23 protein-coding genes are annotated in these 25,183 nt (G+C 63.9%); 8 read left to right on the top strand and 15 right to left on the bottom strand.

Annotation, left to right across the window (positions count from 1 at the left end):
• Window positions 1-2: 2 nt before the first annotated feature.
• Window positions 3-926 carry a pca operon transcription factor PcaQ gene (pcaQ, locus tag KLP42_RS07775; RefSeq protein WP_215565644.1) on the bottom strand — a complete coding sequence of 308 codons (924 nt, stop codon included), beginning with the start codon at window positions 924-926 and terminating at the stop codon, window positions 3-5.
• A gap of 90 nt (window positions 927-1,016) precedes the next feature.
• Here pcaQ and pcaD point away from each other — a divergent pair, with 90 nt between their 5' ends.
• From pcaD to KLP42_RS07745, 6 genes are all read left to right on the top strand, one after another.
• Complete coding sequence (pcaD, locus tag KLP42_RS07770) at window positions 1,017-1,814, top strand: 3-oxoadipate enol-lactonase (RefSeq protein WP_215565643.1); 798 nt, start codon at window positions 1,017-1,019, stop codon at window positions 1,812-1,814.
• A 1-nt stretch (window position 1,815) separates the two neighbouring features.
• Entirely contained in the window at window positions 1,816-2,235 is a 420-nt protein-coding gene (gene pcaC, locus KLP42_RS07765; protein ID WP_215565642.1) for a 4-carboxymuconolactone decarboxylase, read from the top strand.
• Window positions 2,232-2,972: a protocatechuate 3,4-dioxygenase subunit beta gene (gene pcaH, locus KLP42_RS07760; RefSeq protein WP_215565641.1), complete on the top strand. Its 741-nt coding sequence runs from the start codon at window positions 2,232-2,234 to the stop codon at window positions 2,970-2,972. Before pcaC ends, pcaH begins: the two co-directional genes overlap by 4 nt.
• Before the next feature lie 2 nt (window positions 2,973-2,974).
• Window positions 2,975-3,589, top strand: a complete 615-nt coding sequence (gene pcaG / locus KLP42_RS07755; protein ID WP_215565640.1) for a protocatechuate 3,4-dioxygenase subunit alpha — start codon at window positions 2,975-2,977, stop codon at window positions 3,587-3,589.
• A 7-nt stretch (window positions 3,590-3,596) separates the two neighbouring features.
• Window positions 3,597-4,652 (top strand): 3-carboxy-cis,cis-muconate cycloisomerase, encoded by a 1,056-nt coding sequence (locus KLP42_RS07750; RefSeq protein WP_215565639.1) that lies wholly within the window; start codon window positions 3,597-3,599, stop codon window positions 4,650-4,652.
• Window positions 4,653-4,840: 188 nt separating this feature from the next.
• The gene (locus KLP42_RS07745) at window positions 4,841-5,260 is read left to right on the top strand and encodes an RbsD/FucU family protein (protein ID WP_215565638.1); all 420 of its coding nucleotides are present in this window, start codon (window positions 4,841-4,843) and stop codon (window positions 5,258-5,260) included.
• 547 nt (window positions 5,261-5,807) lie between these two features.
• Here the strand turns inward: KLP42_RS07745 and KLP42_RS07740 are convergent.
• The 6 genes from KLP42_RS07740 to KLP42_RS27250 form a co-directional block, all read right to left on the bottom strand.
• Window positions 5,808-7,160 (bottom strand): DUF3100 domain-containing protein, encoded by a 1,353-nt coding sequence (locus KLP42_RS07740; protein WP_215565637.1) that lies wholly within the window; start codon window positions 7,158-7,160, stop codon window positions 5,808-5,810.
• A 257-nt stretch (window positions 7,161-7,417) separates the two neighbouring features.
• Window positions 7,418-8,938: an aldehyde dehydrogenase family protein gene (locus KLP42_RS07735; RefSeq protein WP_252192871.1), complete on the bottom strand. Its 1,521-nt coding sequence runs from the start codon at window positions 8,936-8,938 to the stop codon at window positions 7,418-7,420.
• Between the two features lie 39 nt (window positions 8,939-8,977).
• Entirely contained in the window at window positions 8,978-9,889 is a 912-nt protein-coding gene (locus KLP42_RS07730; RefSeq protein ID WP_252192837.1) for an NAD(P)-dependent oxidoreductase, read from the bottom strand.
• A gap of 93 nt (window positions 9,890-9,982) precedes the next feature.
• Window positions 9,983-10,894, bottom strand: coding sequence for a LysR family transcriptional regulator (locus KLP42_RS07725; RefSeq protein ID WP_215565635.1), 912 nt, complete (start codon window positions 10,892-10,894; stop codon window positions 9,983-9,985).
• Window positions 10,895-10,959: 65 nt separating this feature from the next.
• Window positions 10,960-11,859, bottom strand: a complete 900-nt coding sequence (locus tag KLP42_RS07720; RefSeq protein WP_215565634.1) for a VOC family protein — start codon at window positions 11,857-11,859, stop codon at window positions 10,960-10,962.
• 24 nt (window positions 11,860-11,883) lie between these two features.
• Window positions 11,884-12,654, bottom strand: a complete 771-nt coding sequence (locus tag KLP42_RS27250) for a serine O-acetyltransferase (RefSeq protein WP_215565633.1) — start codon at window positions 12,652-12,654, stop codon at window positions 11,884-11,886.
• 120 nt (window positions 12,655-12,774) lie between these two features.
• On the opposite strand from KLP42_RS27250, the gene KLP42_RS07710 reads away from it, so the two are divergent.
• Window positions 12,775-13,707: a LysR family transcriptional regulator gene (locus KLP42_RS07710; protein WP_215565632.1), complete on the top strand. Its 933-nt coding sequence runs from the start codon at window positions 12,775-12,777 to the stop codon at window positions 13,705-13,707.
• A gap of 104 nt (window positions 13,708-13,811) precedes the next feature.
• Window positions 13,812-14,960 carry a M20 aminoacylase family protein gene (locus KLP42_RS07705; RefSeq protein WP_215565631.1) on the top strand — a complete coding sequence of 383 codons (1,149 nt, stop codon included), beginning with the start codon at window positions 13,812-13,814 and terminating at the stop codon, window positions 14,958-14,960.
• Window positions 14,961-15,224: 264 nt separating this feature from the next.
• Here KLP42_RS07705 and KLP42_RS07700 read toward each other — a convergent pair whose 3' ends face one another.
• From KLP42_RS07700 to KLP42_RS07665, 8 genes are all read right to left on the bottom strand, one after another.
• Window positions 15,225-16,517, bottom strand: coding sequence for an amidohydrolase family protein (locus tag KLP42_RS07700; RefSeq protein WP_215565630.1), 1,293 nt, complete (start codon window positions 16,515-16,517; stop codon window positions 15,225-15,227).
• 15 nt (window positions 16,518-16,532) lie between these two features.
• A complete protein-coding gene (locus KLP42_RS07695; protein ID WP_215565629.1) occupies window positions 16,533-17,477 on the bottom strand; it encodes an ABC transporter permease in 945 nt (314 codons plus the stop codon).
• Window positions 17,474-18,523, bottom strand: coding sequence for an ABC transporter permease (locus KLP42_RS07690; RefSeq protein WP_215565628.1), 1,050 nt, complete (start codon window positions 18,521-18,523; stop codon window positions 17,474-17,476). Before KLP42_RS07690 ends, KLP42_RS07695 begins: the two co-directional genes overlap by 4 nt.
• Window positions 18,513-20,057, bottom strand: coding sequence for an ABC transporter ATP-binding protein (locus KLP42_RS07685; RefSeq protein WP_215565627.1), 1,545 nt, complete (start codon window positions 20,055-20,057; stop codon window positions 18,513-18,515). Before KLP42_RS07685 ends, KLP42_RS07690 begins: the two co-directional genes overlap by 11 nt.
• The gene (locus KLP42_RS07680; RefSeq protein WP_215565626.1) at window positions 20,054-21,457 is read right to left on the bottom strand and encodes an amidase; all 1,404 of its coding nucleotides are present in this window, start codon (window positions 21,455-21,457) and stop codon (window positions 20,054-20,056) included. The genes KLP42_RS07685 and KLP42_RS07680 overlap by 4 nt, the downstream gene beginning before the upstream one ends.
• Before the next feature lie 9 nt (window positions 21,458-21,466).
• On the bottom strand, window positions 21,467-22,453 hold the full coding sequence (locus tag KLP42_RS07675; RefSeq protein ID WP_215565625.1) for a BMP family protein: 987 nt from the start codon (window positions 22,451-22,453) through the stop codon (window positions 21,467-21,469).
• Window positions 22,454-22,591: 138 nt separating this feature from the next.
• The gene (locus KLP42_RS07670) at window positions 22,592-23,704 is read right to left on the bottom strand and encodes a D-TA family PLP-dependent enzyme (RefSeq protein ID WP_215565624.1); all 1,113 of its coding nucleotides are present in this window, start codon (window positions 23,702-23,704) and stop codon (window positions 22,592-22,594) included.
• A 1-nt stretch (window position 23,705) separates the two neighbouring features.
• Complete coding sequence (locus KLP42_RS07665) at window positions 23,706-25,175, bottom strand: M81 family metallopeptidase (protein WP_215565623.1); 1,470 nt, start codon at window positions 25,173-25,175, stop codon at window positions 23,706-23,708.
• Between the last annotated feature and the right edge of the window lie 8 nt (window positions 25,176-25,183).

The raw sequence follows: 25,183 nt of genomic DNA, 5'->3' as shown, positions 1-25,183 counted from the left end.
GGTCAGCCGACGGAGATGACCTCGGCTGCCGCCTGCCTTATGGTCTGCATCAGGATCGAAAGCGGCAGGGAAGGGGGGACGTCCGTGCGCAGCGTCAGGCCAACCGGCCCCTTCGTTTCGCTGGTATCGATTGGCAGCGCGGCAAGCATGCCGTCGACGATGTCGCCGGCGACGACCCCGCTGGAAATGATCCAGATTGCATCGCTCATGCGCACGAAGGCGCGGCCGAAGGCATCCGATACGGTTTCCACCTGCGTCGGCAGGCTGGCGACGCCGTTGGCGATCAGGAACTGCTCCACCACCGGCCGGATGATCGAGCCGCGCGTCGGCATCAGCACCGGATAGCGCCCAAGCCCGTCGTAGACCGATCCGCCCGACAGGAGGGGATGGCCGGCGCGCACGATGAACAGCACCTGCTCCGAATAAAGATGCTCGAAGGAAAAGCCGGTCATCTTCTCCGGCGCGGCCAGTCGCCCGACCACGAGATCGAGTTCGCCAAGCCGCAACTGTTCCAGCAGGACCGCATTCTCGCCGGTGACGATCTTGATGCGGCTGCGCGTCTGCTCATCGAGAAACAGCGACATTGCCCGCGGCATGATGCGGGTGGAGACCGTGGGAAGTGCACCGACCCGGACCGGCGGCACATTGTCGAGAAGTTCCTGCGACACCGAATCGATGCCCTGCCGCAAGGCGGTCAGGGATGCGCCGGCATGGCGCAGAAAGACCTCTCCCGGTCGCGTCAGGCGGATGCCGCGCCCGTCGCGCTCGAAAAGGGCGACGCCAAGCGCCTCCTCCAGCTCACGGATGGTCTTCGTCACGGCCGGCTGGCTGATGTGCAGAACGTCTGCCGCCTTCACCACGCTCTTCTGGCGTGCCACCTCCACGAAGGTGTGCAGGTGGCGGTATTTGACGCGGGATCCAATCAACTCATAACTCTTCAGTTAATAATACAGCGCTTAAATGTCATTTTACCTAACCATTTTGAAGATGCAATAAACGTGGCGGAGGATAACATCATGCGATTTCTACGGATCGGCCAGGTGGTGCTGAGCCATGACGTTCATGGTCATGGCAGCGGCAAGCCGGCGCTTTGCTTCATCAATTCGCTCGGTACAGACCGGCGCATCTGGGATGCCGCGGTGGCGGCGCTCAGCGATGACTTCACCATTCTCACCTTCGACAAGCGCGGCCACGGGCTTTCCGATCTCGGCACGCCGCCTTACCGCATCCAGGATTTTTCGCAGGATCTCGCAGGTCTTCTCGATCATTACGGACTGACCAATGTGATCGTCTGCGGACTTTCCGTCGGCGGCCTGGTTGCGCTCGACCTCTACCGCAGCCGGCCGGACCTCGTCCGCGCCATCCTGTTTGCCGATACCGCCCACAAGATCGGCACGCCCGAATTCTGGAAGGCCCGGATCGATGCGGTGATGGAGGGCGGCATCGAGAGTGTTCTCGAGCCAATCATGTCGCGCTGGTTCACCCCTGCCTATCGGTCCGCCGACAATGCCGATTACCAGGGCTATTGCACCATGCTGGTGCGCCAGCCGATGCTTGGCTATGCCGGCACCTGTGCGGCTATCCGCGATGCGGATTTCACCGATGTTGCCGGAAGCCTCGCCGTTCCGGCGCTGTGCCTGGTGGGCGATCAGGACGGTTCGACACCGCCGGATCTCGTCAGGTCGCTTGCCGACCTCGTGCCGGGTGCCCGTTTCGCAGTGATCGAAGGGGCGGCGCATATCCCCTGCGTGGAGACGCCCGCCCAATTCCTGACGCATCTTCGCACCTTTATTGCAGACCTGCCTGGAGACTAACATGGCCGACCAGTCCGTTGCCTCGGAACGCTACCGTCAGGGCATGACGACCCGCCGCTCGGTGCTGGGCGATGCCCATGTGAACCGCGCGGTCGCCAACGAGACGCCCTTCGATCGCCCGTTCCAGGAGATGATCACCGAAGGGGCCTGGGGCACCGTATGGTCCCGCCCCCATTTTTCGAAACGCGAGCGGTCGATCGTGACCATCGCGCTTCTTGCCGCCCTCGGCCAGGACGAGGAGGTGGCGATGCATATTCGTGCCACGGCGAATACGGGCGCGACGAAAGAAGACATCTGCGAAGCGCTTCTTCACGTCGCCATCTATGCCGGCGTTCCGGCAGCCAACCATGCGTTCAAGATCGCAAAATCAGTCTATGCCGAGATGGAAGCATCTCAGGACACTGAGGAGGACACGAAATGAAGAATGCCTTGCCTGAAACAGGCGGTTTCTTTGCCCGCGACCGGGCCATGCATCCGCCAGCCTATACGCCCGGTTACAAGACGTCGGTGCTGCGCTCGCCCCAGCGCGCGCTGATCTCGCTGGAAGGAACCAAGAGCGAAATCACCGGCCCGGTTTTCGGCCACAACATGATCAACGAGTTCGACAACGACCTGATCGTCAATTACGCCAAGCCGGGCGAGATGGCGATCGGCCAGCGCATTCTCGTGCACGGCCGTGTTCTGGATGAGCGCGGCGTTGGCGTCGATGGCGCGCTCGTCGAGTTCTGGCAGGCCAATGCCGGCGGACGTTATCGCCACAAGAAGGAAACCTATCTTGCGCCGCTCGATCCGAATTTCGGCGGCTTCGGCCGCTGCATAACGGACGAGAACGGCTATTACTGGTTCCGCACCATCAAGCCCGGTCCCTATCCCTGGCCCAACGGTGTCAATGACTGGCGCCCGGCGCATATCCACTTCTCGATCTTCGGCCACGGCTTTGCCCAGCGCCTGATCACCCAGATGTATTTCGAGGGCGACCCGCTGATCTGGATTTGTCCCATCGTCAAGACGATCCCGGATGAAGAGGCGATCAAGCGACTCGTCGCGCCGCTCGACATGAGCAACACCATTCCGATGGACCTGCGCGCCTACAAGTTCGACATCGTTCTGCGCGGCCGTCGCTCCACCTTCTTCGAGAACCGCAAGGAGGGCAACTGACCATGGTTCAGCCGCTCAACTATCTCAAGGAATCGCCGTCGCAGACGGCCGGTCCCTATGTCCATATCGGCTGCACGCCGAACTTCACCGGCATTCACGGCGTCTACGAGACCGATCTCGGCTCCGGACCTCTCTACAATGACAAGACGCGCGGCGAGCGCATCACCATCCGCGGCCGGGTGATCGACGGTTCAGGAACCCCGCTCCGGGATGCGCTGATCGAGATCTGGCAGGCGGATGCCGACGGCTTCTACAACAGCCCGTCGGAAACGCGCGGCAAGGCCGATCCGAACTTCTTCGGCTGGGGCCGCTGCCCGGCCGACATGGCGACCGGCGAATTCGTGTTCGAAACGATCAAGCCGGGCCGCGTGCCGCATGCGGGCCGGCTGATGGCGCCGCATGTGACGCTGTGGATCGTGGCGCGCGGCATCAATATTGGTCTGCAGACGCGCATGTATTTCTCCGACGAGGAAGCCGCCAATGCGGAAGATCCGGTGCTGAATCGCATCGAACACCGCGTGCGCGTGCCGACCCTGATCGGCAAGCGCGAAGGCGATACGGTAACCTTCGACATCTATCTTCAGGGCGAAAACGAAACCGTCTTCTTCGATATCTGAGGCAGTCTTGGCCATTTCCGCATTCGATCATCCCTTCCTGTCCGGTCTGCTCGGTGACGAGGAAACCGGTGCCTTCTTCAGCGCCGCGGCCGACATCAAGGCCATGCTGGCCTTCGAACGCGCGCTGGCGCTGGCTGAAGGGCAGGCGGGTCTCATTCCGCTGGATGCGGGCCGGCGCATCGCGGACCATATCGCCCGCTTCTGGCCGGACATGGACGGCTTGCGCGAAGGGGTTTCCCGCGACGGGGTGGTCGTGGCGGAACTGGTCAGACAATTGCGCAATGCCGTGGGCGGCGAGGATGCCGCCCATGTGCATGTGGGCGCCACCAGCCAGGACGTGATCGACACGAGCCTGATGCTGCGGCTCTCCTCCGCTCTCTCCCTGCACATGGCAAGGCTCGACGCGTTGGTCGCAGGCTTTCGGGCACTGGACGACGCCCATGGCGGCCGCAGGCTGATGGGGCATACCCGCATGCAGGCGGCAATCCCGATTACGGTATCGGATCGTATCCGTGCCTGGGTCGAGCCGCTGGAACATCATGCGGCGCAGGTGCGGTCGCTCGCCAATGCGGGCCTGCCGCTGCAGTTCGGTGGCGCGGCCGGAACGCTGGACAGGCTGCAGGACAAGGCGGCGGAGGTGAGGGGGCTGCTCGCCGCCGAACTTGGTCTTGCCGATGTCGCCCAGTGGCACAGCCAGCGTGACAGGCTGGTGGAGATTGCCGGCCTCTTCTCGCGCATTTGCGGCAGTCTCGGCAAGTTCGGCCAGGATGTGGCGCTTCTGGCGCAGATGGGCGGCGAGATCGGCCTGTCGGGCGGCGGCGGTTCCTCCGCTATGGCCCACAAGCAGAACCCGGTGGCTGCCGAAGCGCTTGTTGCGCTGGCGCGTTTCAACGCCGTGCAGGTCTCCGGGCTGCATCACGCGCTGGTGCACGAGCAGGAGCGTTCCGGTGCCGCCTGGACGCTGGAATGGCTGCTGCTACCCTCGATGGCGCTGGCGTCAGGCGCCTCGCTGCGCCTGGCTCTCGACCTCATCGGCAAGATCCGTTCGCTCGGAACGGCTTGAGGCATCCCGCACCGCATGGCCGCCATGTCCTTCGGTGGGCGGCTCCGAGGCCGCGGCAGCCCTGCAAAGCCGGCATAACCTCTTGAAGAAGCGCGTCGTCTTTTATCGGCGGCCCGTTCCGGTTTTCGCCGCGATGCTGTAGGGTGCGCGCGCTTTGGCCGAATGGCCATCAGGGAGGATTATCTGTCATGCTCATCAATATCGATCCGCTTCTGTCCCCGGACCTCTTGCATGTGCTGCGCGCCATGGGGCACGGCGACGAGATCGCCATCGTGGACGCCAATTTTCCGGGCACGACCAATGCCCGCCGGCTGGTGCGCCTCGACGGCATCAGTGTGACGGATGCGACACGGGCCGTCCTCTCCGTTTTGCCGCTCGACGATTTCGTCGATGTTCCGGTGCTGACGATGGAAGTGGTCGGCAACCCTGACGAAGTTCCGCCGGCCGTCGCCGAACTGCGGGCACTGGTTGGCGAACGCGGTGCCTGCGGCACGCTGGAGCGCCACGCCTTTTACGCCCGCGCCCGCGACTGCTTCGCAATCGTCCAGACCGGCGAGACACGTCTTTACGGCAATATCGTCCTGAAGAAGGGCGTGGTTCGGAGTTGACGACCATGCGGCATGCGGGGCCGCCGCGCTAAGGGCGGTGTTCCATAAGCTGGGTTATGCTGCATTTGGATGCCTGTGTAGCGGGGTGGGTTCAAGGATGAAGTGCGACTTGCGAGTGGTACGGTGGGTTCAAGGTTGAATGTCCTGTTGCTGCAAAGTTGGAATGTCACACTTCCCGGAGCGGTGCGATGCCTGTGGCGCCATGATGACAGGCCTGGAACGCCGACCTGTGCCGGCTCAACTGCTGCTTGATCTCGCCCCCGCCTCGCCCAGGGCGGGTGAAATCTGACCATTATCGGGCAAACGTCTGGCCGTTGATCCTGTGTTGCAGTCAGATTTGCGGCCAGCGCAAGCGTCCGGGGCATTGCGCTGGCGGCACTGAGGGTTTGAGAGCCGCAAACATGTGGAGGGAACGCGACCTTGACTGATGGCCTCGGGGTGAGTCTGCATCTGTCTGGTCGTGCCGTCAGCGGAAGCCCGTGGTCGGACGGTCATCGAAGCTGCCGGGTTGCAGCGCGTCTGACATGCAGGCCCCTCGCCCATGCCATCAATGGAAGAATTCGGCGATAATGGTGCCGAAGATGAATGTTCCCGCATTCGCCACCAGCGAAACGACGATGATGCGCCAGCCCAGTTGCTTCAGGATCGGCAGATCCTTTGCCAGCGACAGGCCCGCGAAGGCAAGAACCGGCGTCACCAGCGGCAGCAGGGCCATCTTGGCGGCCAGTGGGCTGACATAGACCGCAAGCGGCGAGAACGGCGCTGTCGCAAAGACGGCGAGCAGCGATACCCAGCAGACCAGCGGAATCTTCAGGAATGCAAGCACGTGGTGGACCAGATAGCCGCCGACGGCGATGGCGCCCATGATGAGCATGGCCGGCAGCGCGATGGCCGGTGAGGTGCCGGTTGCGATCCAGTTGCCGATCAGGGCAACACCGCCCGAAACGACCAGTGTGAGGATCATCAGCCAGATCGGCGTGTCTTCAGCCTTGGCGACCGAGGACAATGCCTCGTTCATCTCCGTCGTCGTCCCTTGAGTGTTGCCGTAAAGGGAACGCTTGGGCGCCAGGATCGGTTCGAGCCGGTAATAGAGCCAGTTGGCGAGCGGCAGCGACAGGAACAGCGTGAAATAGGTGCCGACCGTCGTGGTCAGCAGGTTTGCCGCAGCCGCGAAGGCCGCGATTTCCTTGGCATCCTCCGGATGCTGCGCCGTGATGGCCGCAACGGCTGCTGACATCATGCTGCCGGAGCCGACGCCCGCGCCCATGGCGAGGGACCAGGGATGGAAGATGCCGAGGCCCGCCATGGTTCCCGCCAGGAAGGCGATGAAAAGGGCGCCGAGGACGGTGCCGATGACATATTCGGCAAGCACGCCCCGCCCTTCCGCCGAGTTCATGCCATAACGTTCGGAGATGATGGCGACGGAGAATTCTCGCCCGATGGAGAAGGTTGCACCCACCGCCTCGCGCTTGATGCCGAGCAGCAGCGCCAGCGGCAGGGCAAACACCATGGTGCCGACGAAATGGCCAAGCTCCTGAAAGGCGAGTGCCCAGCCTGCAGCCGCGATCTTGGGCAGAGATTCGCCGATGATGAAGCCGAGCTTTACCACGAAGAAGGCAATTGCCACCTGGATGAGGGCCGAGGCGGTAAACTGCGCCTGCACGGAGGAGGCGCGCTGGCCGGGCATGTTGCGGTGGATGATGCTGATCACCGCCCCGATGAGAAGTGCCCAGACGATCGGAAACAGGACGACATTGGTAATCCCGAGCGGCACCGTGATGTTGCCGATGGATTCTGCCACCAGAACGGCGAAAATCATCGCCAGACTGATGAGAATGAAGTGGACGACCGGGCTCTGCGGACCTGCTGTCGCCTGGGACCTCGACGTATGGCTCGACATTTGCATTCCCCTCTTTTTGTGCTGTCCTGGCCGTGGCAGGTGGCCAGGGGTGCTGGAATCTGCCCAGTCAACGTCACGACAGCCCGATTGTGTAGAAGGCGTGACCGGTACAGTGTGTTGCATTTTGTGCAACAAGGATTTTCGGTGTGTCACAGGATTCCGCTTCGGGCGAGCGGAGACAGGAATGCCGCCGCCTACGGTCAGGCAGGCGGCGGCATGGCATGTCTGTCTGTTGCCTTGCGGCAGGTCCTCAGCGATCAGCCGGCAACGTAGCCGAACGTTACGGCAGGCTGGGCGGCGGTTTCCACCCAGACGCTCTTGGCCTGCGTGTAGGCCATCAAGGCATCCCGGCCGCTGGAACGGCCATAGCCACTGCGGCCGAAGCCGCCGAACGGCGACATGACGCTGATCGTCTTGTAGCCGTTGATCCAGAAGGTTCCGGCCCGGACCTGTGCCGCGACGCGATGCGCGCGACCGACATCCTGCGTCCAGACGGCACCGGCAAGTCCGTAAGGATTGTCGTTTGCCAAGGCGATCGCCTCCTCCTCCGTATCGAAGGGGGTGACGCCGACCACCGGTCCGAACACCTCCTCGCGGGAAATGCTCATCTCAGGCCGGACCTCGTCCAGAATGGTCGGGGCGAAGTAGTACCCCCCGGTATGATCGAGGCTTTCCGGCCTCCCTCCGCCCGCTGCCAGACGGGCGCCCTCGCCGATGCCCTGCCGGACCATGTCGCCGATCTTCGTCCATTGCCGCAGATTGTTGATGGGACCCATATGGGTGGTGTCGAGCGACGGATCGCCGACGGGAATGCGGCTCGCCGCCTCCGCATACTGTTCAACGAACTGGCGATGGATGGAGCGGTGGACCAGGAGGCGCGAGCCGGCGACGCAGCTCTGGCCGGCGCCGCCGAAGATGGCGGCCTGCGCGCCGGCAATGGCGCGCGTGATATCGGCATCACCGAAGACGATGTTGGCGGATTTTCCGCCGAGTTCCAGAATGCAGGGAACGACATTGCGGGCGGCGCTGGCTGCAATCATCGCGCCGGCTGCCGCAGATCCGACGAACACGACAAGACCGGTCTTGGCATGCGAGACCGCGGCCTGGCCGGTCGTCGGACCGGCGCCGGCCAGAACGTTGACGAGCCCTTTCGGCGCGCCGCCCTTTTCGCACAGAAGCCCGAGAATGAGGGTGCTGAGCGGTGTCAGTTCGGATGGCTTGATGACCACGCCATTGCCGGCGCAGATGGCGGGCGCGATCTGCCAGCCGCCGGTAAACAGGGGTGCATTCCACGGGGTGATCTGAACAACGACACCAACCGGCTCATGTCGTGTGTAGTTCAGGTGGCTCGTCGGCACCGGAATCACCTCGCCATGCAGCTTGTCGCACCAGCCGGCGTAGTATTCGAACATTTCGGCGACCTTGATCACCTCGCCGCGAATGTCGCGGATCGGTCGGCCTGCCGACCGGCTTTCGATTTCGGCGATCATGGCTGCATGCTCGCGGATCTTTCGGCCGATCTCGTTCATCACCCGGCCCCTGGCAGAGGCCGTCAGCCTCATCCATTCCCTCTGGCCGCGTTCGGCAGCGAGCATCGCGGCATCGACGACGCTCTGGTCGGCATCCGCAAAGGTTGCAAACACCGTGCCGGTGGCCGGGTCCGTCAGGGAGAGGCTCTCGCCGCTGCCCGCCACCAGTTCCCCACCGACGAGGCTGCCGATGGTCTGCGTGCCGAGGATGTCCTTCAGAAGCTGCCGGATGCGCGCACCCGGCTCCATGCCGGTTTCCAACTTGTCCATATGTCCGTTTCGCCCTTGTCAGTTCGTCTGCTTGAACGCGCCCATGCGCGTGAAATCGTCACTGTCGGCGAGGTCGCTCGAACTGGCCCACAGGCTTGCCACCTGTTCAGACAGCGGAAGATGCGTCCCCGTGCTGTCCGCCAGCTTCTTGGCCAGCCGCACGTCCTTGCGCATCAGCCCCATGGAGAAACCGCTATCGAACCGGTCGGACATGACCCAGGTGGGGAAATGCACCTCGCTGATCATCGACCTGCCCGATGCGGCGTTTACCACACGCAGGGCCGCCTCCGGATCGATGCCGGCGGCAAGCGCCAGCTTCAGCCCTTCGCCGGTGGTGATCATGTGTGCTGCTGCCAGCAGGTTGTTGACGAGCTTTGCCACATTGCCCGCCCCGCTCGGACCGACATGCAGGGCCTTGGCAGCCATCGCCTCGATGACGGGGCGCGCAAGGGCGAGATCTTCCTCCGTTCCGCCGATCATCATCGTCAGCTTGCCGGAGGCAGCGCCCGCCGGGCCGCCGCTGACAGGCGCGTCGAGGAAGCCGTGTCCAAGCAATGCCAGTCTTCCCGCCAGATCGCGGCTGACATCCGGTTCCGATGTCGAGGTATCGATGATGATGACGCGCCGGCCGGACTTTGCCCTGAAAAGCTCGAGATGGCCTTCAACGACGCTCAGCACGTCCTGCGCGGTGGGCAGCGAAAAGACGAGAAAGTCGCTTGTGGCGATCAGCTCGCCGATCGTCGGTTGCGGCGCGATTCCTGCGCCCTCGGCAAGCGTGCGGCGTTCCGCAGACAGGTCGAAGCCGAGGGTTCGAAATCCTCTGGCGGCAAGCGTCTGGGCCATTCCGAGCCCCATGCTGCCGAGCCCGATCACCCCGACGGTTGTCTGTTCTTCCGGCATCTGCGTTCCTTCCATTCTATGCGATTTCATGGCGCGACCTGATTGGATCAGGCTACATCAGCGAGCGGTTGGCGGTAGCGGCGGCATCGACAACAATGTGTTGCAACCTCGGCAACACTGCCGTCAGGTGCTTTGGAAGGCCGACATCGCCGCTGCCAGATGGCTGGCCAGCCGCTCGACGGAATTGGGCAGACGGCGCCGTGCCTTGACCATCAGATGGGCGCAGGCCTCGTTCAGCAGGGGATCGGAGAGCTCGACCGCCTCGACGGTGCCGCGGGCCAGTTCCGTCGCCACGGCAAAGCGCGGAAGATATGTCACGCCGAGGCCGGCCACCACGAAGCGGCGCAGCGCGTCGAGCGAGGCGGTTTCAACCAGCGGCGCCATGGCAAGCCCGTGATTGGCCGCGACCCGGCCAACCAGATCCGTCACCCCATGCCCCTTGCCAAGCAGGGCGCAGGGCAGAGACATGCATTGGGCAAGCGCAATCCTGTCCAGCCCCGCCAACGGGCTCGACGGATGGACGATGGCGCAAAGCGGCTGCCTTGCAATTGCGAGCGACCGGACTTTCGGTTCTATGACCGGGTTGTAGGCGATGCCGATATCGGCGTCGCCGTCGATGACCGCCTGCAGCACGCCTTCCGTGCCACCGAGATGCACGGCGTAGCGAATGGAAGGATAGACATCGACAAAGGCCGTCAGCCCATGTTCGATCAGATCGGCCAGAAATCCCTCGCCGCAGCAGATGCGCACGCGCCCCTGCTGGACGCCCTTCAATTGCGCCAGCTGCTCCTCGAGCAGACTGCCATCTTCCAGAACGCGCTTGCCATGCTCGAGGACGAGAGCGCCGGCATCCGTCAGGGCGACGCCGCGACTGCTGCGGTCGAACAGGGAAAGACCGAGATTCCGCTCGATATCGGCCACCTGCCGGCTGACGATGGAGGGCGCAATCGACAGATGCTCAGCGGCGCTGCGGATCGAACCGTAGCGGACCACCGCCATGAAGATCCGAAGGGCCTTGGCGTCGAGTATTTCCATCTTTCACCCGCAATTGGCATCGCTTATCGCGGGCAGATGTTCCGCCTGCTGCAACACCTCCATCGTTACACCGGCTGGCCGGTTTCTGAAAAGGCAAGGAAGAGGTTTCCGTAGGCTGCCGCGTCGGTCAGCCGGATGCCGTCCTTGGCCGCAATGGCAGGTACCGCACTCTCCGCCAGGATTGCGGCGACCCGTTCCAGGTCCGGAACCTGGATATGGGCTGCGACGCAACACGGGCCGCTTGGACGGCAAAGATCCAGCGACGGCGCGCCATAGCGGCGCTCGATCCCCGGCCGATCCGTTACCACATAGGCACCCCTTCCAGTCCGTGCGCCAAAGCCATCCTCCAGCGCAAACAGGCTCGCCTCGCCATACAGCCCTGCCAGTCGCTGACGCACGGCGGCCTGGTCGCGTTCATCCGCCATGATGGTCAGTTGCGAGTAGGCCATGGCGCCGTTTCGATGCGCGCTCCACTGCGGCACATAGATGAGGTCCGGTCGATGCTGCTGGCAGATGAAGTTGGAAAGGCGCGGCATGTCCGGCGAGGCCAGGATCTTCAGCGTCGTTGCGGTGCGGTCCGGTGTTCCATCCGGGCGTTTGACATCCCGCCCGAATTCGATCGTGCCCTGGCAGTCGATCCCGCGCCGGACGACCTCTGCCGCATCCGCTTCCGCCGCATCACTGTTGAGCGCCGTCAGCGCGACGCCTTCCCGCTCGAGAAGATGAGTATGGACGAAGCGCCCGAAACGGAAATCACCGGCCGCGTAGCTGTCCAGCAGAGTTTCGTCGTAGATGCTGACAAGTTCGATCAGCGAGCGATCCATGATCGCGATGCAGGTGCTGGTTCCCCAGGGGTGGCGGCTTTGCGGTGCAAAGGTGAAGCCCAGTGCGCGATAGCGGGCGACAGCGGCATCGAGATCGCGCACGGCGATCAGCGGATGGTCGATGCCAAGAAATGCGGTCATGGTGATGTCTCCCACGGTTTTCGGTCAGAAGCCCCTGAACGACGATTGCGTTCGCGGCTTGCCTTTTGCCGGCACGCCGGCCACCGTCGTCTCCGGTTGCACATCGCCGAGCACCACGGCGCCAGCGGCGATGACGCTTCCGGCACCGATGTCGATCCCGCCGAGGAGGATTGCATCTGCGCCGACAGTCACGCCCGAACCGAGGCGTGGATGGCGCCGGCCGCCACTGTCCTTCAGCGTGCTGCCAAGCGTGACCCCGTGCCAGATGCTGACGTCATCGCCAATGATGGCAGTTTCGCCGACAACGAATCCCAGGCCATGGTCGAGCCAGATTCCGCGGCCGAAGCGTGCAGCGGGATGGATATCCGTGGAAAAGGCCCGTCCGAACAGCGCCTTCAGGGCCAGCGCCAGATCCATCGATCCTGCCCTCCAGTGGAAATGCGCCACGCGATGACCGAGAAGTGCATGAACGCCGCGAGAATAAAGCAGCGTCGCCGATGCTCCGCCGGGTTCGACATTCTTGCGCGCCGTCGTCTCGATATCTGAGAGAGCGGCATGAAGGCCCTCGGCGTCGGCGTTGAAGGCATCAATGGCAAGGCGTCGCACCCGCGATGGATTACACTGTCCGCCTGTCGCGCTGGCCAGAACATCGGCCAGCAGGTGAACGGGCTCCGCAGTCGCCTGCGGCGAGAGGCCAAGCAGGGCGGGAATGTCCGGCTGGCGCCGATAGAGGTCCTCTACCTCTGCGACAAGGCGTTCGGAAAATGTCTCGATGTCTCTGTCTGATCCGGCCACGGGGAATGCTCCTTTTCTCCGGATGGCTGTCGTGGCCGCAGTGTTCACAGCGCCACTCGCCAGGTCCAGTTAATAAATCTAAGGTCACCCGTTAGGAAAAATGGATGAAAGGCGGCGCCGGTGGATTTACAGAGACTTCGAACGCTGCGGGAGCTTCACCGTCGGCAGACAATGGCAGCGGTGGCGGAGGCACTGCTGATTTCCGCTTCCGCGGTGTCGCAGCAGGTGGCGCTGCTGGAAGCGGAACTCGATGTCAAGCTGATCGAGCGCCGTGGGCGGGGCGTGACGTTTACCCCGGCCGGGCTGCGGCTGATCGGCCATGCCGAGAAGATCTTCGGGCTTGTGGAGGCGGCGAGAACCGACCTTGCCGAGATGAAGCAGGCCATCTCCGGCGAAATCCGGGTTGCCGCCTTCCCTTCCGTTGCCGCAACGATCATACCTTGCGCCCTTCGCCTCTCGCGCGAGCGCCATCCGCAACTCGATGTCATTCTGAGCGCGATGGAACCTTCGGAAGGGCTGGCGGCCTTGCGTGCCTGGCAGACCGACATCGCGCTTATCGATGATCTGACGGCGATCTCCGGTTTGTCCGACGAAAGGGTTGACCGGCTTTTTCTCTATGAGGATGAGCTTTTTGCCATTCTGCCCTCATCGCACCCGCTTTCTGCGGTCGAGGCCGTGACCCTGCAGGATCTGCGCGGCGAGAAATGGGCACTCGACGTGGCTTCGCATGTCTATAGCGACGTGATCCGAGATCGCTGCAGACAAGCGGGCTTCGAGCCGCAGGTGAACGGGTATTGCAACGATTTCGAGGTGGGGCTGTCCCTGATCAGAGCCGGCTGCTCCATTTCCGTCATGCCAGGCCTGCGCCTGCGCCACGTGGAGCGGGATGTCTGCATCAGGCGGCTCAAGCCGCCGATACGCCGGCGCATCATGGCGGCGGTTCGGGCCAGTGAGGGGCGCAATCCCGCTATCGCCGCCTTCCTCGAGGTGTTGCAGGAGGCGGCAGGCGACCTTTTGAACGCGAGGCAGGACCGGCCATTGCCGACACGCTGAGCGGCGTTGCGCGAAAAACAACAAGGCGTTGCGGCGGTTCACTCTTCAAACCCGCTACGTAAATTGCAAGGATGGCGGAGACTGCCAATGCCCAAGGATTCGAAATGAGCGCATTTTCATCGGACAAGCTTCAGGAAGCCATTCGCTGGCGGCACCATCTGCACGCCCACCCCGAACTCGGCTTTCAGGAAATCGAAACCGCGCGTTTCGTCGCGGAAAGGCTTTCCGAATGGGGCTATGCCGTTCGCACCGGATATGGTCGCACCGGTCTGGTCGGCTCGCTGACGAAGGGCAGTTCGCGCAAGGCGCTCGGCATTCGCGCCGACATGGATGCGCTGCCGATCCTCGAAGAGACGGGCGCCCCATATGCCTCGAAGAGCGCCGGCGTGATGCATGCCTGCGGCCATGATGGACATGTGACGGTGGCACTTGCCGCGGCAAGGGAACTGGCCGGCGAAACCTTCGACGGTACCCTCCATTTCATCTTCCAGCCGGCCGAGGAAAATGAAGGCGGCGCCCGCGCAATGGTCGAGGACGGACTGTTTCGCGATTTTCCGATGGATGCGGTGCTGGGCATGCACAACTGGCCGGCGCTGCCCGTCGGCACGCTGGTTGCCCGCGACGACGAAATGATGGCGGCCTTCGGAACCTTCGAGGTTCAAGTTGTTGGCCGTGGGGCGCATGGCGCCATGCCGCATGAAGGAGCCGATCCCGTTCTGGCCGCCTCCCAGATCGTGAGCGCGCTGAACACCATTGCGAGCCGAAATATCTCGCCCCTGCAGGCTTCGGTGGTCTCCGTGACGCAGATCCACGGCGGCGATGCTTGGAACGTGATCCCCGAACGCGTGGTGATCCGCGGAACGACGCGCTGGTTCAATGCCGCTGTCGGCGACATCCTGCAGGCGCGGCTGGAACAGGTGGCCCGGTCGGTGGCCGAAGGCTTCGGATGCCGCGCCGAAACCGACTACCAGCGCCGCTATCCCGCCACGATCAACAATGCAGCCGTTGCAGCCATGGTGCGTTCGCAAGCCGCGGCCATGGAGTTGCAGGTGATCGACGCAGCACCCTCGATGGCGGCGGAGGATTTCGCCTTCATGTTGGACGAGAAGCCGGGCTGCTATTTCTGGCTGGGCGCTGCCCGCGCCACGGGCGACAATCCCGGCCTGCATTCACCGCGCTTCGATTTCAATGACCAGATCATTCCCGGTGCCGTCGACATGTGGCGTTCCACCGCGATGAACTTTCTTCGCTAAAGCGTTTCCGGGAAAGGTGTCGTTGCAGTTATCCGCCCGGAAGGGCACAGCAACGAAGCGCCGCGCAGTGCCCGTCACTCCTGTTGAGAGGCATTGCTCACCTGCCCCGGCAATGTCTGTGGTGTGGATCCCACGGCGCCGGAGAGGGCGCGGTCCGCGACAATACCGGTCGCGCTCTGCCGGTTTCCGGCCGGCTGGACTTGCCCGGCCTTCGCCGCCTTCATCAGGCGAAGGCGACTTGCCCTCGCACGCCGGAGCGGATTTCTAGCTCTTGCCGGGCACGTAATCGCGACCTGCATCGATGCTTCGCGGGCGACCGTCGAGGAAAAGTTCGCCGATGCGCGGAGCGCTGCGAGCGATCACCTTGCCGCCCTTGACCACCACAAGCCGTGTCGGCTTCAGCCGCAGCGCCTCGATCACGTCCGCAGCCTGCAAGATGACGAGATCGGCGTTGCAGCCCACCTCCAGGCCATAGCCCTCAAGGCCCATGGTCTTGGCGGAATTGACAGTCAGCGCGTCAAAAATCTGCTTCTTGTCCTCAATGCCGCCCATCTGCGCCACGTGGATCGCCATGTGGCCGACTTCCAGCATGTCGGCGGACCCCATCGAATACCAGGGATCCATCGTGCAATCCTGGCCGAAGGACACGTTGAGGCCCGCCGCCATCAGTTCACGCACGCGGGTCATGCCACGGCGTTTCGGATAGGTGTCGTGGCGCCCCTGCAGCATGATGTTGATCAGCGGATTGGGGATGACGTTGATCTCGGCTTCCGCCATCAGCGGGATGAGCTTGGAGACGTAATAATTGTCCATGGAATGCATGGAGGTGAGATGCGAGCCAGCCACGCGGCCCTGCAAGCCGTAGCGTACCGTTTCGGCCGCCAGCGTCTCGATATGCCGCGACATCGGGTCGTCGGTCTCGTCGCAATGGATATCGACCGGCAGACCGCGCTCGGCGGCAATCCGGCAGAGCGCTTCGAGCGAGCGGCGGCCATCATCCATGGTTCGTTCGAAATGCGGAATACCGCCGACGATGTCGAGGCCCATGTCGAGCGCTCGTTCCAGCGACTTTTCACCGTCAGCGGCACGATAATAGCCGTCCTGCGGAAAGGCGACGAGCTGTAGCGTGATGTAGGGTGCCACGCGCTCGCGCACCTCGATCAGCGCCTCCGCAGTCACCAGCCGCGGGTCGGAGGTATCGACATGGCTGCGGATGAAAAGAAGGCCCTGGCTGACGGCGAGATCGCAATAACGCAAAGCCCGTTCGACAAGCGCCTCCTTCGTCAGGAGCGGGCGCAACTCACCCCAGAGCGCGATGCCTTCCAGAAGCGTCCCGGACACATTCATGCGCGGCATGCCGAGCGAAAGCGTGGCATCCATGTGGAAATGCGGATCGCAGAAGGGCGGGCTGACCAGCCGGCCGGTCGCATCGATCTCCTCGCCGGCCGTCGCCTCGATATGCTTTTCGATGGCCCTGATCCTGCCGCCGGCAAGGCCGATGTCGAAGCTTTCACGGCCGTCCGGCAGGTTGGCGTTGCGGATGATGAGATCGAACATGGATGGTTCCTCCGGTCAGCGCTCCCCGCGCCGATAGGGTTGCATGAGAGCCTGCGGAACGCGGGCACGTCGCGCCATGACGGCGAGCGCGGCGATCGACAGGATGTAAGGGATCATCAGGAACAGCTGGTAGGGCACGGCGCCACCCAGCACCGTCTGCAGGCGCAGCTGGAAACCGTCGAAGAAGGCAAACAGCAGCGCGCCAAGCAGCGCGCGCTCCGGTCGCCAGGAGGCAAACACGACCAGCGCGATGCAGATCCAGCCGCGTCCCTGAACCATGGTCGGGAAGAAACTGTTGAAGGCGGACAGCGTCAGGAAGGCGCCGGCCATGCCCATCAGGGCACTGCCGGCCATCACCGCACCATAGCGCACCACCATGGGGTTGATGCCCTGCGCTTCCGCCGCATGCGGGTTTTCCCCGGTCATGCGGATCGCGAGACCCAGCGGCGTGCGAAAGACGAGGTAGGCGAGGAAAAGCGCCAGCAGGATCGCGACATAGGTCGGCGGCGTCTGGGTGAAGAAGGCCTGGCCGACGAAGGGCAGATCGCTGAGGCCCGGAATGGCAAGCGGCTGGAATGGCGTGATCGTCGGCGGCGTGCCGGCGACCGGCACGGCAAGGCGGAAGACATAGTAACTGAAGCTCGAGGCAAACAGCGTCACCCCCAGCCCGGAGACATGCTGCGACAGGCCGAGCGTCACAGTCAGCCCCGCATGCAGCAGCCCGAACAGGGCACCCGCCAGCGCGGCGATGGCAAAACCGGTCCACAGATCGGCGCCATGATAGACCGCGAGCCATCCGATCATGGCGCCGAAGGTCATGATGCCCTCGATCCCGAGGTTAAGCACGCCCGAGCGCTCGCACAACAGCGCGCCCAGCGTGCCGAGGATCAGCGGTGTGGCGATGCGCAGAACCGCAGCCCACAGCCCGGCGGACGCGATGATATCGACAATCGCACTCATCGGCGGATCCTGTATTGGGTGAAGAAGACGGCGACCAGCATGGTGAGCAATGACAAGGCCACGATCACGTCGGCGATGTAGCTCGGAATACCCATGGCGCGGCTCATGCCGTCGGCCCCGACGAACATGGTGGCAGTGAAGAGGCCTGTCAGCACCACGCCGAGCGGATTGAGATTGGCGAGCATGGCAACGACGATGCCCGAATAACCATAACCGGGCGACAGATCGGTGGTGACATAACCCTTGACGCCCATCACCTCGACGGCACCGGCAAGACCTGCCAGCCCGCCGGAAATGCAGGCGACGATGACGAGCGTGCGCCCCAACGGCACGCCGGCGAAGACGGCACCTGCCGGGTTCAGACCAGCGGCACGGGCGCGCATGCCGAACACCGTGCGGGCCTGCACAAAGGCCAGCAGTAGCGCCAGCACGACGGCGATGACGAGGCCGAGGTTGAGCCGTGAACGGGCGAGCAGCTTCGGCAGCATGGCGGCATTGGCAACCGACTGCGACTGCGGCCAGCCGAAGGCGGTCGGATCCTTCAGCACCGTATCGATCAGCATCGAAACGAAGAGCACGGCCACAAAATTCAGGAGCAGCGTCGTCACCACCTCGTCGACGGAAAAACGCAGCCTGAGCCAGAGCGGCAACAGAAGCAGCACCATGCCAGCAATCGCGCCGAGGATCAGAAGCGCGGGGATCTGCAGGGCGGACGGCCAGGAGCCGATGAGATGCGAACTTGCCCAGGCAACCGTGATCGCCCCAAGATAGAGTTGTCCCTCCCCGCCGATGTTCCAGAGCCGGGCGCGGAAGGCGACGGCCGCGGCGAGGCCGGTCAGGATCAGCGGCGTGGCACGCGTCAGCGTTTCGGTTGCCGAAAGGCGGGAGCCATAGGCTCCCTTGAGGATACGCCAGTAGGCTTCCAGCACCGGCGCGCCGGCAATCGCGATCAGGATGCCGGCGATGGCAAGTGCCGCCGCCACCGCAATCAGGGGCGTGGTCAGCACCAGGGCGACCGGCCTGTGTTCGCGCCGCTCAAACCGCATGGTTCACCTCTTCCTGCCGGGTCGCGGCCTCGCCGTCCGGCCATTCACCGGCCATCATCAGGCCCAGCCGTCGGGCAGACGCCTCGTCTGCTGGGATCGGCGGCGAAAGCCGGCCGCCGACGATCGCCTGGATGCGATCGGCCAGCGCCATCACCTCGTCCAGATCCTCGGAAATCAGAAGCACGGCCGTGCCCTGCCGGCGGGCCTCCAGAATGCGTTCATGCACCGATGCGACCGCCCCCTCGTCGAGCCCGCGGGCCGGTTGCGCGGCAACCAGGATGCGCGGCCGCTCGATCAGGTTGCGGCCGAGGATCAGCTTCTGCATGTTGCCGCCGGAGAGCAGCCGGATGCGGCTGCCGGGCGTTCCGCCACGCACGTCGAACGCATCGATGATACGCTGGGAAAACGCCATGCCCGCCCTTCGGTCGACCAGACCATGGCGCGAGAAGCGGGACAGGCGCTCCAGCACGGCATTTTCCCAGATTGCCATCTCGCCGATGGCCCCTTCCCTGTTGCGATCTTCGGGAATGCGGCCAATGCCGGCAGACACCACATCGGCGACGGAGAGTGTGTCCACCGGTTCACCGAACAGCAGAATGTCGCCGCTCGTTTTCTGGGCTGTTCCTGACAGGAGTTGCGCCAGCACCGCCTGGCCATTGCCGGACACGCCGATGATGCCGAGAATTTCGCCGGCGCGCAGTCGAAAATCGACCGCCTTGAGGCGATCGACGCCACCGGTGCGCACTGTCAGCCCAGCGGCTTCCAGCACGATCTCGCCCGGCGTCGACGCTTCCCGCACCGGGCGCTCCACGGTGCGGCCGACCATCAGTTCGGCGAGCTCCGCCTTGCTGGTCTCAGACGCCTTGCGCTCGGCGACATGCCGCCCGCCGCGCAGCACCAGGACGCGATCGGCCGTCGACATCACCTCGTCCAGCTTGTGCGAGATGAAGATCAGCGAAAGCCCCTGGCGCGCCATGTCCTTCAGCGTGGCGAACAGATGCTCGGCCTCGATCTGGGTCAGCACCGCCGTCGGCTCGTCGAGAACGAGGATGCGCGCATCGTTGTAGAGCGCCTTCAGGATTTCCACGCGTTGCTGCTCGCCGACCGATAGATCGCCGAGCCGTGCATCTGGATCGACCTTCAGGCCGAAGCGTTCGGAGATCGACAAAAGCTTGGCCCGCGCGTCTGCCCGCCTGAGGCTGAGCGACCAGAGGCTTTCGGTGCCAGTCGTCACATTTTCCAGCACCGTCAGATTGGGCGCGAGCGCAAAATGCTGGTGCACCATGCCGATGCCGGCGCGGATGGCGGCGCGCGGCTTGCCGGGCGGCAGTTCCACTCCATTGACCAGCACCCGACCGCTATCCGGCATGTAATGGCCGAAGAGGATGCTCATCAGCGTCGTCTTGCCGGCACCGTTTTCCCCCAGTAGCGCGACGATCTCGCCCTTTGCCAGGGACAGCGAAATATCGTCGTTGGCGAGAGTCGTGCCGAACCGCTTGCTGACGCCCTCGATCTCAAGAACCGGTGTGCTCATTGGGGCCATCCTGCAATCGGGAAACGATGCTGCCAGCGCCCATCCTGCTCGAGGGTGGCGGCAAGCTGCAACAGCAGGGGCTCCGCGCCCATCGGCGCCATCAACTGCACCGGCAGCGGCAGACCTTGCGGATCCGCGCCGAAGGGCAGCGTCAGCGCCGGAAAACCCGAGGCGTTTGCAAGAGCGGCGAGCGGCGCAAAGGCGGCCATGCGGTGAAAATGCAGATCCGTATCCCGGTGACCACTGGGGAACGAGCCGACCGGCAGGGGTGCCGAAGACAGCATCGGGCTTAGCAGGCAATCGATGCCGTCGAACAGACGCCAGAGGTCACGACTGACGAGAACCATGGAGTTCAGGATCTGCCACAGGCTGCGGGCCGAGATCGACAGACCACGCTCGATGACGGCCTGGGTCAGCACTTCCGTCTTTGCGGCATCCAGATTGAAGCGCGTGAAGGTGTCGGCGAGGTTAATGCAGACGATATCCACGAAGGCGCGGCGACTGGTTTCGGCAATCGCCCCGATCGCGGAGAAGGGAACAGGGACGAGCGTATGCCCGAGGGACTCAAGATGGCGCGCCGCCTCTTCAATCACGCCGCATCGCTCGGAGGTCGTCGGCAGGTCCTCGCCTGTCTCGGTCAGCACGCCGATTCGCAGGCCACCTTGCGGTACGGCTTGCAGTGCAACGGGCGGATAAGGGCCGCGCGCGTCACCGGAAACGGCGGCCAATATGGCTGCAGTATCGCGCACGGAGCGGCAGACGGCGAGCTCGGTGGCAATGCCGCCCAGATGGTTGCCGAATTGCGGTCCGGCCGGCATGAGGCCCCGGCTCGGTTTGAGGCCCACAAGTCCGCAGCACGCGGCGGGAACGCGGATCGAACCGCCGGCATCGGTCGCATGGGCGATGGAGACGATGCCGGCCGCCACGGCCGCCGCTGCGCCGCCAGAAGAACCGCCCGCAGACAGTTCCGGCGCGAGAGGATTGCGCGCGACGGGACCGATCACGGGTTCGCTCGCCAGCGACAGGCCGAATTCGGGACTGGTGGTGAGCCCGAACAGGCAGAAGCCGGCGGCGCGAAAACGTTCCGCCAGGTCGGAATCAACGAGCCCGCCGCGCCGTGCCATCAACCGGGAACCGGCCGTCACCGGAAAGCCGGCAAAGGGTCCGCCCAGATCTTTCGCGAGCGTCGGCACGCCAACAAAGGGCATGGTCCCACGTTCGGCAGGCGTGAGCCCATCGATACGCTCTGCCGCGGCAAGCCCCTTGTCGCGATCCTCATAGGCAAGGGCGCCAAGATCCGCCATCGCCTCTGCCGCCGAAATCGAGGCCGTCATGGCCTGACGGCTGGTGAGGCGACCAAGCGTGATCGCCTCTGCCAGCGCTGTTGCATCCGCCTGCATGGTTGAGGCTTACTTCGGCTCGTCCATGATCTTCGGCACCTCGAACTTGCCGGCCTTGATCTCGGCGCGTTTGGCTTCCATCGCCGCTTCCGCATCGGCGGGAGCCACGCCCTTGACGTAGACGATATCGCTGCCGCCTTCCTTCATCAGACCATAGGCCGTGTAATCGCGGCCGGTCGGCTTGCCGGCGGCGACATCGGCAAGCGCCGCGTTCAGGATCGGGCGGAAATTCCACAGAGCATTGGCAAACACGGTATCGGGATAACGCGGCGTGTAATCGATCAGCGAGCCGATGGACTTGATCTTGCGTTCCTTGGCGGCGTCCGCCGTGCCGATGCGCTCGCCGAACAGGATGTCGGCGCCGGCGTCGATCTGCGCGAGGCCAGCCTCGCGAGCCTTCGGCGGGTCGAAGAAGGTGCCGATGAAGGTGACGAGATGCTTGGCGTTCGGGTTGACGGCCTTTACGCCGGCGCCGAATGCGTTGATCAGCATGTTGACTTCCGGGATCGGCATGGCGCCGACCGAGCCGACGACGTTGGACTTGGTCATCTTGCCCGCCAGCATGCCGGCGAGATAGGCGCCGTCGAAATTCCAGGTGCCGAACACGCCGAAATTGTCGCCGGCCTGCTTGCCGCTCGAGCCCATGACGAATGCCGTCTCGGGATAATCGGCAGCCACTTCGCGGGCCTGCTTCTCGACCGGGAAGGTTTCACCGATGATCAGCTTGGCGCCCTGCTCGGCATATTCGCGCATCGCACGAGGGTAATCCGTGCCGGAAACGCCTTCCGAGAACACGTATTCGATCACGCCCTCCTTGGCAGCATCCTGCAACGCCTTGTGCAGGACCGAGTTCCAGGCATTTTCCACCGGCGAGCCATGGATGCCGGCCACCTTGATGGGCGCGGCCGCACGAACGGAGGGCACGAAGGCGCTGGCGCCGAGTGCAAGGCCCGAGGCCAGCACACCACGGCGGGAGAGAAGCAGTTTGGTGGTCATTGTTGTGTTCCCCTGGATTTTACCAATTGGTAAATCGATAGCGACAGCATATTTTGAAGTCAAGAAATTCGATTGACCATTAAATAGGCGCTTGGCCGTCTGGCATTTGCCAAAGCCGCGGCGGTTGTTGCTGCAGCCTCACCACACCAGCCCGCGGGCGGTCACCTCCTCCACCCGGGTTACCACGCCGTTGCGGTGGAAGGTCATGACATCGAAGAGGTTGGAGACGACGCAGGTGTGGTTGGGGATGATGCGGATGCGCTCGCCGATTTCCGGGCGGATGCCCTCGACCTTCGACAGGTCCACGGTCGCATGCTCTTCCGAGAGGCCGGTGATGACGGCCTCTGGGTAGTCGACGATATGGCCGTAATCGGCAAAGCCCAGCAGGTCGGAGGTCAGCGCCTTCGAACCGGCATCGAGGATCGCGCGCTCGGGCGTCGGGCGCGAGACGACCGTTGCCAGGATGTGCATGGCACAGTCATCCAGCGTGCAGTGACCGGCACGCACCATCGAGCGGTCGTTGTAGATGTAGGTGCCGGCGCGGTGCTCGGTGGCGGATGGCACCAGATGGGCGGAAAACAGGCTCGGCGTGCCGCCGTTCGAGCGGATGCGGCAGTCAATGCCGTCGGCCGCCAGATAGGCCATGGCGGCGATGAAGAAGTGTTCGACAGCCGCCTCCGCATTTGGCTTCGGATAGGTCATCAGGCCGCCGAAGACGAGGCTGCGGCTGGCGGCGATGCCGCGCGCCAGGGCGGCTGCCTCGTCCGGTGTCTGCACGCCGCAGCGTCCGCCGCCGGTATCGCATTCGACCAGCACGGTCAGCGGCTTGCGGCCGGTGAAATAGGCAGCAAGACCGGTCACCGTCACGATGCTGTCGGCCACCACCTTCAGACCGGAAATCCGTTCGTTGAGCGCGGCAAGGCGCGCCAGCTTCTGCTCGCCGAGGATGTTGAAGGTGATCAGGATGTCCTCGAAGCCGGCATCGGCAAACACTTCGGCCTCGGTGATCTTCTGGCAGTTGATCCCGGTTGCGCCTGCTTGCACCTGCTGGCGGGCGAGGGCCGGGATCTTGTGTGTCTTGATATGGGGGCGGAAGGCGAGCCTGTGGCTGTCCATGTAGGACTGGACCCGCGCGATGTTGGCCGCCAGCTTGTCCTCATCGATGACAGGCAGCGGTGTGGAGAGGGCATGCAGCCCCTCCCCCGGCTTCGGTCGCGGCAGATCGAGGGTGGAATGCGTCGAAAGATCCATGTCAGGCGGCCTCGGTTCCATGCGGGTCGGCCATCATCGGCCAGATATCGCGGCGCGCGCGCCGGTAAGGGTTCGTCGCCGGATTGTTGGGATAGGGTGTGCCGGCCGAGCAGTAAAGGATCTCGGAGGCGATCTTCGAGAAGGCCGCATAGAAATGGTTGGTCGATTTGATGACCAGTATATGCCGGGTTAACGGGTCGAGATCGAGCGCCGTGAACAGGGACGGGTCATAGCTCTGCACCCGCACCGAACTCAGGATGATGTCTATGCCGTTCAGATGAATATGCGCCGCATCGCCGAAGGGCGCGATGCTGTCGCCGAAGCGCATCTCGGCATTGGGCTTCAACTTCACAACCTTGACGATGCCATCCACGGGATTGCCGGTGCCCGGCGCGGATTTCGCACCGAACCGCAGGGGGATTTCGGCTCCCTCGCCGGCCGCCATGCAGATCTGTACGGCGATCGGGTCCCAGATCATGCCGATCGCGACATTCGTCGCGCCGCGTGCCAGCAGTTCCTCAAGCACCACGGTGGCATCGCCGGCGGTGCCGCCGCCCGGATTGTCCCACATGTCGGCGATGACGACCGGACCCTTCGGATTGGCAAGCGCCTGCGCGACGGCCTGCTTCTCGTCGATCCACGGCATCATGAAGGTGCCGCGCTTGGAGAAGAGGTCAAGGCCGAGACTGCGGGCCAATTGTTCGCCCTTTTCCCGCTTGCCATTGGTAACGGCGATGGTCCTGGTGCCCATCTCCGGCACATCGCCTGCCATGAAGCCGTGGATGACCGAAAGCGACAGCACGTCAACATCGGTGCGCTCGATCTCCATCAGCCGGTCGACGAAGGAGCGCATCGGTTCGCGCGAGGTGGGAAAGACATCGATCATCCGGCAGTCGAAGACGGACATGACGGGTGTGACGCGGCCTTCCAGGGTATCGATGGCAATGCGCCAGAGATCTTCGGCGCGGTCCACGAAATCCGTGTGCGGAAACTCCTTGAAGACGACGAAGAAATTCGCCGCCGCCACCCGCTTTTCCGTCAGATGGCTGTGCGGGTCGAGTTCCGCGCAGACGAGAATGTCCGGACCGACGATCGCGCGTATGCGGGTCAGCAGATCACCTTCCGGGTCGAGATAGCCATCCGCCACCATGGCGCCGTGCAGGCCAAGCACCACCGCATCGACCGGCAGCGCGGCTTTCAACTGATCGAGGATCTCGTCGCGCAGGCTTTCATAGGCCTGGCGGTTGATCAGGCCGGCCGGATCCGCCCAGGCGGCCGTGCCCTCGATCAGCGTCCAGCCCTTCTCTGCACAGACCCTGCGCCCGACGGTGATCGGCGCCGTGCAGAGCGTTGGCGTTGCCGGGTGCTGGCCGGGCGGCGCATAGAGCGATTCCTCGAAGGCGCGGCGATCGATGCAGATCGGGGCAAAGGTGTTGGTTTCCGTGGCAAGGGCAGCGGTGAAGATGCGCACGCGGTGTT

The organism is Rhizobium sp. CSW-27 (assembly GCF_018760785.1).
GTDB lineage: Bacteria > Pseudomonadota > Alphaproteobacteria > Rhizobiales > Rhizobiaceae > Neorhizobium.
This window is presented reverse-complemented; position numbering and strand designations above follow the sequence as displayed.